The 12,544-nt window shown below is 58.8% G+C and carries 10 protein-coding genes; 7 read left to right on the top strand and 3 right to left on the bottom strand.

From position 1 onward, the window contains the following. The first annotated feature begins 133 nt into the window (after positions 1-133). Positions 134-451 (top strand): DUF883 family protein, encoded by a 318-nt coding sequence (locus tag M5G20_RS03590; RefSeq protein WP_150732792.1) that lies wholly within the window; start codon positions 134-136, stop codon positions 449-451. 92 nt (positions 452-543) lie between these two features. Here the strand turns inward: M5G20_RS03590 and M5G20_RS03585 are convergent, their stop codons facing one another. Further along, entirely contained in the window at positions 544-1,584 is a 1,041-nt protein-coding gene (locus tag M5G20_RS03585) for an Ldh family oxidoreductase (RefSeq protein WP_273917932.1), read from the bottom strand. Positions 1,585-1,803: 219 nt separating this feature from the next. On the opposite strand from M5G20_RS03585, the gene M5G20_RS03580 reads away from it, so the two are divergent. Together M5G20_RS03580 and M5G20_RS03575 are read left to right on the top strand one after the other, a co-directional pair. After that, positions 1,804-6,630, top strand: coding sequence for a dermonecrotic toxin domain-containing protein (locus tag M5G20_RS03580; protein WP_273917931.1), 4,827 nt, complete (start codon positions 1,804-1,806; stop codon positions 6,628-6,630). A gap of 195 nt (positions 6,631-6,825) precedes the next feature. Continuing rightward, a complete protein-coding gene (locus tag M5G20_RS03575; RefSeq protein ID WP_273917930.1) occupies positions 6,826-7,830 on the top strand; it encodes a FecR family protein in 1,005 nt (334 codons plus the stop codon). Positions 7,831-7,890: 60 nt separating this feature from the next. Here the strand turns inward: M5G20_RS03575 and pvdQ are convergent, their stop codons facing one another. Next, the gene (gene pvdQ / locus M5G20_RS03570) at positions 7,891-10,254 is read right to left on the bottom strand and encodes a bifunctional acylase PvdQ (RefSeq protein ID WP_273917929.1); all 2,364 of its coding nucleotides are present in this window, start codon (positions 10,252-10,254) and stop codon (positions 7,891-7,893) included. A gap of 249 nt (positions 10,255-10,503) precedes the next feature. Between pvdQ and M5G20_RS03565 the strand changes: the two genes are divergently transcribed. Beyond that, entirely contained in the window at positions 10,504-10,875 is a 372-nt protein-coding gene (locus M5G20_RS03565) for a fe2+ zn2+ uptake regulation protein (protein ID WP_273917928.1), read from the top strand. Between the two features lie 26 nt (positions 10,876-10,901). Here M5G20_RS03565 and M5G20_RS03560 read toward each other — a convergent pair whose 3' ends face one another. Next, the gene (locus M5G20_RS03560; RefSeq protein WP_273917927.1) at positions 10,902-11,090 is read right to left on the bottom strand and encodes a hypothetical protein; all 189 of its coding nucleotides are present in this window, start codon (positions 11,088-11,090) and stop codon (positions 10,902-10,904) included. A 158-nt stretch (positions 11,091-11,248) separates the two neighbouring features. Here M5G20_RS03560 and M5G20_RS03555 point away from each other — a divergent pair, with 158 nt between their 5' ends. From M5G20_RS03555 to M5G20_RS03545, 3 genes are all read left to right on the top strand, one after another. Further along, the gene (locus tag M5G20_RS03555; RefSeq protein ID WP_273917926.1) at positions 11,249-11,389 is read left to right on the top strand and encodes a hypothetical protein; all 141 of its coding nucleotides are present in this window, start codon (positions 11,249-11,251) and stop codon (positions 11,387-11,389) included. A gap of 235 nt (positions 11,390-11,624) precedes the next feature. Next, entirely contained in the window at positions 11,625-12,071 is a 447-nt protein-coding gene (locus M5G20_RS03550) for a DUF411 domain-containing protein (protein ID WP_273917925.1), read from the top strand. Continuing rightward, a complete protein-coding gene (locus M5G20_RS03545; RefSeq protein WP_273918070.1) occupies positions 12,071-12,505 on the top strand; it encodes a YqaA family protein in 435 nt (144 codons plus the stop codon). The genes M5G20_RS03550 and M5G20_RS03545 overlap by 1 nt, the downstream gene beginning before the upstream one ends. The last annotated feature ends 39 nt before the right edge of the window (positions 12,506-12,544 follow it).

The following is a 12,544-nucleotide window of genomic DNA, read 5'->3' as shown; positions in this document are numbered from 1 at the left end:
ATCTTACACTGTAGGACGAAACGTCCTGCTCCGGATTTCTTCGGAATCGGGCTGACGTGAGAAATCGCTGCAACTTTTTCCCGTGCGGCGGACTCCACTGTTCACTGTTCACCCAACTGCAAGGAGTACTTCAATGGCCCGGAAAACCGCCGCACAGGCTGCCGAAGATCAAATCAAGGACCAAGCCTTCAGCGAGCTTCAGGCGCTGATCGAAGAATCGGAAAAACTGCTCAAAAGCAGTGCATCACTGGTCGGGGAGGAAGCGGAGACCTTGCGGGGGCAAATTGCCCTGAAACTCCAGCAGGCCCGGGATTCGGTGACCAGCGTACGCGACCGGACCAAACCGGCGGTCGAAGCCACCGAAAGCTACATCGGCGGGCATCCTTGGCAAACCGTGGCGGTATCGGCCGGTTTCGGCCTGGTGGTCGGGTTGCTGCTGGCACGCCGTTAAACTCACGTGCAGGAACCGGCTGGCGATGGCGCCCCTCAAGAACGCCATCGCCAGCCAGCCGTCTGCCACAGGGTGAGAACGCCTGCGCAGCGTCAGCCCCCCGCCAGCTCCCGCAAATCCGCCAGCGTCTGCTCATCCAGCGCAATGCCACTGGCGTGCGATTTGGCGCGCTGATGATGACGACGATCCCCCGGCAACCGCTTGAGCCCCACACCATGCATCTGCCGCACGAGCTCCTGGCTGCGCTCGGCGAAGCTTTGCCCGGCGGCTTTGCTCGGGTCGATAACGATCAACAGCTGACCGGTCCAGGGCGTCTTGGCCCCCGGGTGGTTCTTCCAGTCGAACTCGAAAGAAAAATTGCCCCCGGTCAGCGCCGCCGCCAGCAGCTCCACCATCATCGACAACGCCGAGCCCTTGTGCCCGCCGAATGGCAGCAACGCGCCACCTTCAAGAATCGCCTTCGGGTCCTGGGTCGGCTGGCCAAGACCGTCCACGCCCATGCCCGGTGCCAGGCGTTCGCCCTTGCGCGCGGCAATCTGCACGTCGCCGTGGGCAATGGCGCTGGTGGCCAGGTCGAAAACGATCGGCTCACCGTCGGCCCGAGGGGCGGCGAAAGCAATCGGGTTAGTGCCGAACAACGGTCGATCCGCACCATGGGGCACCACGCATGTCATGCTGTTGACCACACTGAGTGCCACCAGGCCTTCATAGGCAAAAGGCTCAACGTCCGGCCATAGCGCGGCGAAATGATGGGAGTTCCGAATCGCCAATACCGCGATGCCCGCACTGCGCGCCTTCTCTACCAACAAGGGCCGGGCAGCCGCCAGCGCCGGTTGCGCAAAACCATTGTTGGCGTCGACCCGGACAAAACCCGAAGCCACATCCTCGACCACCGGCACAGCCTGGCCGTTGACCCAACCGCTCTTGAGCGTCGACACATAACCGGGAATACGGAACACGCCGTGGCTATGAGCGCCGTCACGCTCGGCACCGGCGCAGTTTTGCGCCAGCACCCGCGCGACGTCGGCCGAGGTGCCATGGCGCAGGAATATCTTCTCAAGCAATGCCGTCAGCTCTTCGAGGGACAGGGTTTGCGAGACAACAGTAGACACATGATCGTGTGGCGCAGACATCTGAAGCTCCAGACTAATTATTGGAGGGGGCTACAGCGTACGTAGACCGCCGATTAACCACGCGCCGCGGGTAGCCTGTCAACCCTTCGATTGCGCGTGTTTGCACGAATCCCCATCGCCTGTGCATTAACTATCTACCGCCTGCGCCACCGCGTCGGCTTTTAGTCTCGTTGCTCCATCAACAGGCGCTTTCAGTGGCGCCTCGAACGAGACCCGACGATGCCCACACCGCCTGCCCGACTGTTTTTCTCCGAAGCCTTGAACTCGCCCGGTCGCTGGACCGAACTGGGTAAAACGCACGGGCTCACGCAACGCGACTTTCAATGGTTCAGCCACGTGGAGTTGGCCAGCCAATCGCTACGCGGCGAGCAAAAGCCACCAATGATTGCCGAAAAAATCCTGCTGACGACGGCTGATCAGGCGCCGGTCCCCCTGGCCGGCAGTTTCGTGTTGAGCCCCACCCCGGAAACCGCCGGGATCATTGTCTACACCCCCTATGGCGGCATTCAGAAGTTCGACAGTCGTTCGGCGTTGACCGAGCAACTCGGCCAGACCCTGAAAAATGCCGGCGAGGACGACGACCTGCTGGCGCTGATGTCGCTGGCCGCGCGTAAAAATCTCGCCGCCAGCGACAATGTCCGCGTGACCTATGAAGTCATTGAGGGTGACGTGTTCGACGACCTGCGCAAGGGCGTCGCCAATAATCAGCAATTGAACCATCAAGCCATGCTCGACGAATTGGCAGCGTTGCCAACCCTCGCGTCCCTGCTCGATGGAATACTCGATGAATCGCTGCAGCCGACGTTTCCAGGTCTGGATCAAAGCAAGACCCAGGTTAATTTCTACATGACGATGCTCAGCGATAACGTCGATAACGACAGTGAACCGACACGGCGCTGGCACAGTTCAATGTCATTGAGCGACGCGGTTTTGCAGTATTACCGTCATCAGCGATGGCCCATCGGACAGACCCACGAATTCACCCATCCTAAACGAACACCCGCCAGCACCGACCAGCAACACTGGGAGACCGCGATAAAAAGCGCCTCCAGCAAACTGGTTCCTCTGCTGTTCCGGCGTCTGGAGTCGTACTGGGAAGCACCGACAACCGGCGACGGCGCTTCGCGTCGGGCGTTTTTCAGTCGAGCGATCCGTGAGCAGGCGCGCGCAGAGATTCTGCTCAAACGCGAGGCGCAGATCATCAGGCCCGAACAAAGCCAAGCCTTGCAGAGCTTGTTCGATGAGACTGCCCTTTCCACCCGGCGCCCTACCCTGGAGACGGTGCGCCTGTGGGAACAGCAGGCCAATTACGTGTCGTTGGCAGGCTCGCTGATGATCAGTCACGCCAACGCCTGTCTCTACACCCCCACTCAAGGATTGCAGGTGCTGAAGGACTATCAGGACTTGAAAGCAACCTTGCTGCGCAAGTTCAGCGCCAGCGGTCACGAGGACGAACTCTACGGCCTGCTGAGTCTGGAAGAACGCAACCGTTTCATCGGTTTCAATCAGCCGCACGTCTCCGGAGAGGTCATCTCCGGCCCGATATTCGCCGTGTTGTTCGAGGCGATCATCACCAAACAACGGCAAAACATTGAATACGCCCTGCAGGTTTTTCGGCATAGCGATGGCACGGTGAACATCCAGGCCTTGTTCGACAAGGCGCTGGATATTCGCTCGATGATCAGCGAACGCATGCTCTCGCTGGATGCCCATGGCCGCTGGGGCACACGCCCTGTACTGGTCGGCAATCAACAACCCTCCGCCGTGCGAGCCGACACCGCGGCGGCCTACGTGAAAACCTTCGGCGATATTGAAGCACTGATCAACGCGGACTTCGCCGCCCAACCGCTCACCTCACTGGCCTTGCAACGGGTCTACCTCGAGAGGATGACCCCCCAACTGACCCATTCCCTCGCCGTCGGTATTCGTGGGGAAGCCAGCTTGCGAGTGCTGGACGCCAGCTTGCGGGACGCTGACAAGGCCATCGTCGATACGGTGTTGAATTCGGATCATCCGGATCGCCAACGTCGCCTCGCACTCAACGGATTCCGGCCTGACGCTTATAGGCTGATTCTTCAATGCACGGGACAGAAAGACGTGCTGCCTTTGGCCAATTGCGTGCTGCTGACCGAACGGGGCGGGCTGGATAACCAGCATTCGGGGCGGGTTACTTTATGGACCCCCGCAACCGGGCTTGAGGTCTTCGATTCGCTCAACCGGGCGAAGCAAGCACTGAACCGCCGCCTGCTCGACGCAAGCAAACGCCTGGAGCTGCTGGAAAACCTGCCCCCGTCCGGGCGTCACTTTCATCAACACTACTCAATCAACTCGTTGCGGTTGATCGAGGGCAATGTTTTGCAGCAGCTCTCGCAATCGTCCATCGAGCACTTTCTGGCAGCCTGCGAGCACATACGGTCGCGCGAGCTTGCGCCCGCCAAACAGAACAAGGCGCTTAAAGAACTGAGCAAGCGCGCTATCGACACCAACTTGCGCAGAGCCTCACGCATCGCCAAGGCGATCTCTCGACAACAGTCACTCCCCGCCTGGCTTGGCATGGCGCCGATCGATGAGCAGCAGTTACACATCGAACTGCTCGAGCAATACCGCAATAGCGTTACCGATGACAAAGACTACCTGCACGGCATACAGACGCTGTCGGACTACACCCATCATCGATTGAAGTCGTTGCTTGCCAGCCGTTTCCCCAAGGAATCACTCGCCCCCGACGAAATCGAAATCACCCCCAATCTGGCCTTGGTCGGTCCGGCCCGGACCCTGACTGAGTTCGCCCTGAATCACATCAATATTGCCCAGGGCACCGGGTTCACGGTCACCTCGACGACCACCAAAACGCTGCCAGAGGGTCTGAATCGAGACGCCGTCCAACAGCTATTGCAGGCGCTGAAGATTGACAGCGACTTTGCAAAGATGGTGTCCGATAAGTTGACCGGCACTGACAGTGACGTTCGCAAGCGGCGCTTTGCTGAGCAGTTACCCTGGCAGTTGCTACAACACGCCCATGCCTTGAAGTTGCAGCAGCGTCTTTCCACCCGTGCGTTCGACCTGATCAGCCAGGTGCTTGATATGCCCGATGCCACCGCTCGGGCGACCGTGGAAGGTGCGCACGCTGTCGTCCGTCCACTTGAGTTGATCAAGACAGCCGGATCCGCCGCCGTCAAAACCCTGGGCCTGTATCTGATCAGTCCCGGTGCCGGTAAACAGGGGCCGCACATTCTTTATGCGCCTTATTTCCCAGGTCCGGTTTTCAGCGAATTCGAGAACGAGGCCAGTGTTGTTGCCGCGATCAATAACCCGGGGGCGCTCCAGGATCTTGTTATTCGACGACTCCCCGACACACAACAGTCGAGCTTCAGTCATCTGCTCAAGAGCACGATCGGCCAAGTCAGCGAAATCACCCTCGCCTCGTCGCCCATTGACGGCAACCTGCTGGGGCGTTTGTACAGCGACAATGCCAGTCTTATGGAGCGGATGCTCGGCAGTCGATCCAAGGCGACTGCCCAGTCCGATTGGGAGGCCGTCAAACACCTGTTCAGCTCCGGCATCAAACTGGCTTCCGGGCTGTTGCCGGGCAAACTCGCCTACCTGCAATTTTTATGGCATAGCTTCAAGGACTTCGAAGCCTCCGCCGAAGCGTTGCAGGACCACCATTGGAAACGGGCCATGCAGGAATTCATTGCCGGCGCGGCGCAGATGGTCTCACTGGGGCGATTGTCGCTGGAGGGCGAACTCGTGACATCGCAGGCAACGACCACAACAGAGCCGGTCGCAACCCCCGTGACGCAACCGAAATGGTCTGAGTTAAAACCGACGGCGCCGTTACGCACATCATTGCAATCCTTTGAAGCACCGACCGTCAATTTGAAAGATCTGACCAGGAATGCAAACGATGGCACCTACCTCGATCCGGTCAGTCAACAGCGTTACGCGCCTGTCGCCGGCAAGGTATATCGCGTCGCCAGACCCGGTGCGGCATGGCAGATCCTCAACGCCGAACAGGATGGCCCTACGCTCGCCACCACATCGACACAGCAAATGGTCATCGACCCCGATGTGCATACCGTGCACTTCGGAAAAGCCCTGTCAAAAATGCGTAATGAGTACATCACCAGCCATGAAGCCAACCGGGTATTGAACATCGAAGCACGCGGCATGGAAAACATCCGCGCCAACCACCCGCAAAAGGCGCGCATGATTGTGCAGGCCATCGATATGGCGCGCTATTACGCCTTCAACAGCCTGCACAATCTGGCGCAGCAAAGAAAGCTTACCCCCGGGACGCGACTGGATGGCTTGTTCAGGCGTTTTTTTGATGTCAGCAGCGTCGACGCAGCCCTGCTCGACAAAATCAAGCAGTCCATCCTGCCCATCTGCACGGCGCTGGTGGACCCGGATGAAGACTTGATGAACACCGAGCGATTTGTGGTCGGATCGAACAAGTACCAGCAAGCCAACATCATCGCCTTCGTCGTTGCGGGCGATTTAAAGAAGAATGTGCATTTCACCGAGAGGTTCTTTGATCAGCAGCTCGAGTGTTACGAGCCTTGTCTGACAGAACCCTTTGATATCGAAGGCCACAGCCAGGCAGCCACGCTGATCCATGAGTTTTCTCACCTTTTCTCAAAAACCGTGGATATAGCGTCCCTGGAGGCCAGGCGCCCCTTCAGTGACCTGGTCTCACCCATCACCGGTTACGGTCGGGCAATGAAGCAAAGTCAGGTGGATTTTCAGCGCGAAGCTTTGTCCCTGCAGACGCCAAGGGAAGAACTGTTCGCGCGCTGGGACAACGAATTGCAGTCATGGCTGAGCCTGGATTTGATTCCGGGGTCGACGCACGTTGGCAAAGAAATCCTCAAGGTCACCGGCACCAAGACCATGGAAGCCGCCCGCAATGCGTTTCTCAACCCGCAGAACGCTGAAAAACGCATTGACGTCATTTTGCGCAATGCCGACTCGATTGCTTTTCTGATCTGCGAGATGGGCCGGCAACTGGACCCGGTGCCGGTGGCATCCACTTCATCGGCCTGAGTTTCCACGAAACATGCGCAGATCCGTTGATCTGCGCATGAACGTTTTTTCACGCCGGCAATGAATACATCTCGGCAATGCGCTGTTTACGGTCTGTTCCGATAAAAATAAATACACGTTGATGGGTAATTGCCATGACCGATGTTCTCTCTGCGTTCCGCCAAAGGTTAGAATGCGGGAAATCAGGATGAGTCAATGACCGATAATTCTCTCTCGCAAGCCGAATATGATGCTATCACCGACGCCGCCGCGCAGTGGTGCATGCGTCTGCACGCCGAAGACTGCACCGCGCAGGAGCGTCTGGCGTTCGAGCAGTGGCGGGATGCGCACCCGCTTCATGCGTTCGAGTACGAGGCCATGCTGGAAATCTGGGATGTCGCCGGCGATCTGCCTCGACCGGAGAGCGTGGTCGTGCCGATGGTGGCGGTTAAAGCGCAGACACCGTGGCGCGCTTTCGGCATGGCCGCCGCTGTTTGTGCACTGGCACTGCCGCTGGCGGCCTACAGCGGCTGGAATCTGGGATGGCTGCCCAACTCGTACCAACACTTCGAAGCGACCAACAACGTACGCCAGGTCATTCTCAATGACGGCAGCACAGTCGAACTGAACCTGGGCAGCGAGCTGGTCTACAGCAATTACAAGGATCATCGCCAGGTCACCCTGAAAAAAGGCGAGGCGTTTTTCAGCGTCAGCCACGACAGCAGGCACCCTTTCGTCGTCAAGGCGGCCGAAGGCAAGATCCGCGTCACCGGGACCAAATTCAACGTCTGGATGTATGAAGATCAGGTGAAAGTGAACCTGATCGAAGGCTCGGTGCTGGTCAGCAGCGATGATGGTTTGCCGGGGGACGGCTTGCGACTCGGCCCGTCGATGCAGGCGAGCTATCGTCATGGCGACTACATTCCACAGATCAGTCAGACCTACGAAAACGACAATTCGCTGGCCTGGCTCAACGGCAAACTGGTACTCGATGACCTGGCGCTGAACGATGCGCTGCCATTGATCAACCGCTACCTGGAAACCCCGTTGATGGTTGCCGACCAGAGCACTGGGGCGATCCGCATCGGTGGCATTTACAACATCAAGGAACTCAACACCCTGGTAGCGACCCTGCCCAAGGTGCTGCCGGTCTACCTGACTCGCAACAAAGAGGGCAACCCGGTCCTCAACTCGATCCCACAACAACCACCGAAAAGCTAAAAGGCCGCGACCCTTGCGGGGCGCGGCCTTCTTTTATTGCTGCAGCAAAGCCTGCTTTGGTTATTGGGCAGCCACCTTCCCGGCTTTTTCATCCGGCTCACGAATTGTCCGGGCCTGATACTGCGGGTCAGCCTTGATCTGTTGCTCGGTGAACGGCAGCACACTCAGTTGCTTCCTGGAAAATGCCTCGGTCTGGTCCCGGGAATATTTCGACGCTGGGTCACTGGACAGCGAAAACGCCAGCAATCCCCTGGCCTGCGGTCCCTTCTCATCGAACGTCACCACTTGCAGATAGCTGGTGCCACTGACGACTTCACGCTTGCCATCGCTTCGGGGCACACTCTGGATCGCGTTATAGACACCCAGTGAACCCGGTCCACCGTGAATCGGGGTTTGCTGGCCACCGCTGCTGACGACCTGAATATCGCCCCAGCGACTGTCCTGCTTCAGACCGGTCGCGTTGACCTGTTCGACCGAGGCCAACATCGCCTGGCGCAGCGCTTGCGCCACTTGTGGACGATCGATCGCCAGCCCGCGTGGTGTGTGTTGCGGATCCTTGGCATCGAACGCTACCCGCCAGACATCCGGTGCCTGCTCAAGAGGCTCCATGACATTCTGAAAATGCACAAAGCCCAGGCCGCTGTCGAGATTCGCCTTGCGATCCCAAGCCTTGAAACTGGCGCACAGCGGCGCCAGCGTTTTCGCATCGGCCCCCAGGTCGGTGGCGCAGAATTGCAGGAGGTCGGGCATGACTTGCGCCGCCTGATAGACCTGATCATCCATTACCATGTGCTGCAGATCCGCCGCGTCGAGAGTGCCCGCCTTGGTCAGCGTGCTCAGTCGGTCCAGGGCGAATCGCGAACGCAGGCCCAATGGTTGGCTGTCCTGGCTGATCAGCGGCGAGAATCCGGTCAAGGGTTGCGCGGGGTTGGCCATCCATGCCGAATCATTGGAATGCTGAACAAAGTCCTTGCGCAACAGTTGCGGCAGTTTACCCGCCGCATAAATGCCCTTTTGCGCGGCCTGCGGGTCGATGTCCCAGGCGCAAGCGCTGTTGGCCCCATCGAGAACGATCATTTGCAGGCCGATGCGCGGATCGCTGCACTGCGCCAGCTTCTCGGTGCTGACGTTCGGCACCACCGACAGGTTCATGTACAGCGTTTGCCCCTTGTCGTCCGCCGCCAGCGTGTTGACCCAGGGGATGCCCTGGATCTTGTGGACACTGTCCTGAAACGCTTCAAGACTGTCGGCGCGGTTCATCGCGTACCACTGCGCCAACACCCGATCGTTTTCCAGGTTGGCGTCACGCAGACTGTAGGCAAACTGGTTGTCCCAGTCCAGTTTGCCGGGCCACTGCACGATCGGACCGAACTGCGAGCTGTACACCTCATGGGAAATGGCCTTGACCGTACCATCGGACTGTTTCACGTCGACCATAAGCGTTTGCTTGTGCATCGGCAGCGACTTGCCGTCGACGATATAGCGCGTCGAATCCTTTGGATCGAGTTGCAGGCGATACAAGGTGAAATGCCTGGATGAGTCCACGGTGTGGGTCCAGGCCAAGTGCTGGTTGAAGCCGATATTGATCAACGGCAGCCCAGGCAATGCGGCGCCCATCACGTCCAGTTTGCCGGGAATGGTCAGGTGCATCTGATAAAAACGCATGCCGCCGACCCACGGAAAATGAGGGTTGGCCAACAACATGCCGCGGCCATTAAAGGAGCGATCGCTGCCCACCGCCACCGCATTACTGCCGCGATCGAGGGCGAAACGCTGGATGCGCGAAGCGGCCAGTTGATAGGACGCTTGATGACCGGCATTACCGGCATTACCGGCATTACCGGCAACGGCGGCCGGAGGCGTCGCACCCGCCAGCGCTTCGGCAAACTGCCCGACACCGCCTTCGACCAACAAACGGCGGGTCAACTTGACCAGATCCGTGGTGGCGATATCACGCACCCAGTCGCCCTGACATTGCCCCGGCAGTCCCTGCTCCCGACGCTCCGTCAGGGAACGGTTGTAGCCGGCCACATAACCTTCCATCAGTTCGCGCACGTCCGGGGTTTGAGCCTGCCAGAATCCATCGACGGCCTCTGGGGTGTTCAACCAATTGTAAAACAGGTCGCTGACCAGGTTTTCACGTTCTTCCACCGTGAACTGGTCCGGGCCGAAATAACGCGACCGTTGACCGTTCACCGTGGCGATCTCATTGGCCAACAAACACAGGTTATCCTGAGCATAGGCATAGCCGATGCCGTAACCGAGCCCGCGCTCGTCCTGCGCACGAATGTGCGGGACGCCGAAACTGGTCCGGCGGATCTCGGCACTCGCCTGCTCGGGCTGACTGCGCGCATTCGCCGCAAGACTCAGCCCGACACACAAACCCGCCAGGCTCAACCTGGTTAACTGGCTGGAAATAATCACACTCGCTCCTGATCGAAAAACGATGGTCACCGTTCTGCGTACTGACACGCAGGCCGCGCATCCTTTTAAGGACGAAGCAAAATACAAATATTTAGGCGATTGAACCGCCATTTACAGGCGTCTGACAGACCGGTGACGTAATGACGACGAAATTTCTACATCTAAGTCTTCATGATTCGGGTCGCTCATACGTCTTGTTATGTAAGAGCGCCCATTTTTCCTGATCAGGCTCTGAAAAGGAGTTTTGCAATGTACAACTCGCATCTGCCAACGGACGGTAGCAACGCGCCAAAGGGATCTTCCATTGGGGTCGGTGTTTTCGACCAGCGTACCGAGCGCCATGGCAACGAGCGGATTCGCTTCCTGCTCAAAAGCTTTGGCTTGCGAACCAGTCTGATTCGCCTGAAAGTCATCGACGCCCTTCTGACAGCTGCCGAAAGCGAGCGCAGCCTCGGCGTGCGCGGCGTGCACAGTCATCTGCTGGAGCTGGATATTCCCTTGTCCTTTCTGAGCGTGCGCGAAGTGTTGAAACGTCTGTGCAGCGAAGGCGTGATTGTCCTCAACCCGGACAAAAGCTACAGCCTCGACCCTCGGGCCGCTGCCGCGCTGCACAACGATTGATCAAGCCTGGCCCGGGGCCTCGCGGCTCAGGGCTTGACCTTGCGGCGCATCACGCCATTGATGACCACCACGACCACCGCCACGCCAATGGCGATGTACTGGAACAGTTTTTCGCTGATGACGCCGGTGTTCTGCAAATACGACAGGCCAAACATGATCGCCAGCACCACCAGGGAGATCAGAATCGAATATTTCAAACGTTGCGACTGGGTCATTTGCAGTTCCTGAATCTGAATAAATGTATCCACTTTGTATCCGAATGCATGCCAAGCCCTTACCGTTTTCCGGGGATGGGGCGCTGCAAACGGGGTCTCATGTTACAGCCGCTGAAGCGTTTTGGCTTCACTGCGGCGTTAACCATGAGGAGTTACAAATGTTGCGTCGAATCACACTGCTGATTCCCCTGCTGGCCCTGTTGTCCCTGAGCGGCTGCATCGTATTCCCCCACGGCGGCGGACACCATGGCCATCACTACGATGATCGTGGCGGCCCCGGTGACTACCCGCATCGTTAGCCCCACCGCGATCCCCCTGTGGGAGCCGGCTCCTACAGTCCTGTGTAAGACCTCTGTGTCGCGAAGCCTGGTCTTTGTAGGAGCCGGCTTGCTGGCGATAGCGCACTTGAGAACGCCATCGGCGGCAAGCCACGCGCGTGCATCTTTTGTATAACCTGGTAACAATCTCCCCTCTCATCGCCAGGGAAACCGGTCAGAATGCGTTTTTCGCACTCAATCCGAGACCCTTGCCAACATGCGAACCCCTCTGCGTCTGGCTGCCTTGAGCGCCCTGTTCATTTCCTCCCTGGCCCAGGCCGCCGATTTGATCCCGATCGAAGTTCATCGTGACGCCAATTGCGGCTGCTGCAAAAAGTGGATCACCCACCTGGAAGCCAACGGCTTCAAGGTCGAGGACCATGTCGAAGCCAATATGAGTGAGTTCAAGCAACAACATGGCGTCCCTCCGCGCCTGGCGTCCTGCCACACCGGTTTGATCAACGGCAAATTCGTCGAAGGTCATGTACCGGCCGATCAGGTCCTGGCCCTGAGCAAACGCGACGATCTGCTGGGCGTCGCCGCTCCCGGCATGCCCATGGGTTCGCCCGGCATGGAGATGGACGGCATGAGCGATGCCTACCAAGTGATCGGCCTGAAAAAGGACGGTACGGAGATGGTCGTGGCGGATTACCCGGCCCATTGATTTTCGGCGCCTACATCGGTTTGTTCCTGGCGGCCTTCGGCGCCGCTACCCTGCTGCCATTGCAGTCCGAAGCGCTGCTGGTGGGCTTGCTGCTCAGCGGCAAGTATTGGCTGTGGGCATTGCTGGCGGTGGCGACACTGGGCAATGTCCTTGGCTCGCTGGTGAACTGGTGGCTGGGCCGCGCCATTGAGCACTACCGTGACCGGCGCTGGTTCCCGGTCAGCCCTGCGCATCTGGAAAAAGCCCGTCATCATTATCAGCGCTATGGTCACTGGTCACTGCTGTTCAGCTGGGTTCCGATCATCGGCGACCCGCTGACCCTGGTCGCCGGCGTGATGCGTGAGCCCCTGGGGCGTTTCCTGCTGATCGTGACCCTGGCCAAGGGTGCCCGTTATGGCGTTGTGGCGCTGGCCACCTTGGGCTGGATGGGTTGAACCAACCGGGACGGCGATTGCCTTGTTAATGTCGCCCTA

This window comes from Pseudomonas sp. TNT2022 ID1044, assembly GCF_028656895.1.
In the GTDB taxonomy this organism is placed as follows: Bacteria; Pseudomonadota; Gammaproteobacteria; order Pseudomonadales; family Pseudomonadaceae; genus Aquipseudomonas; species Aquipseudomonas reinekei.
This window is presented reverse-complemented; position numbering and strand designations above follow the sequence as displayed.

Bases quoted from the DNA above. Each gene is read 5' to 3' on its own strand.
- M5G20_RS03590 (WP_150732792.1), top strand. From the start codon at position 134: ATGGCCCGGAAAACCGCCGCACAGGCTGCCGAAGATCAAATCAAGGAC.
- M5G20_RS03585 (WP_273917932.1), bottom strand. From the start codon at position 1,584: ATGTCTGCGCCACACGATCATGTGTCTACTGTTGTCTCGCAAACCCTG.
- M5G20_RS03580 (WP_273917931.1), top strand. From the start codon at position 1,804: ATGCCCACACCGCCTGCCCGACTGTTTTTCTCCGAAGCCTTGAACTCG.
- M5G20_RS03575 (WP_273917930.1), top strand. From the start codon at position 6,826: ATGACCGATAATTCTCTCTCGCAAGCCGAATATGATGCTATCACCGAC.
- M5G20_RS03565 (WP_273917928.1), top strand. From the start codon at position 10,504: ATGTACAACTCGCATCTGCCAACGGACGGTAGCAACGCGCCAAAGGGA.
- M5G20_RS03560 (WP_273917927.1), bottom strand. From the start codon at position 11,090: ATGACCCAGTCGCAACGTTTGAAATATTCGATTCTGATCTCCCTGGTG.
- M5G20_RS03555 (WP_273917926.1), top strand. From the start codon at position 11,249: ATGTTGCGTCGAATCACACTGCTGATTCCCCTGCTGGCCCTGTTGTCC.
- M5G20_RS03550 (WP_273917925.1), top strand. From the start codon at position 11,625: ATGCGAACCCCTCTGCGTCTGGCTGCCTTGAGCGCCCTGTTCATTTCC.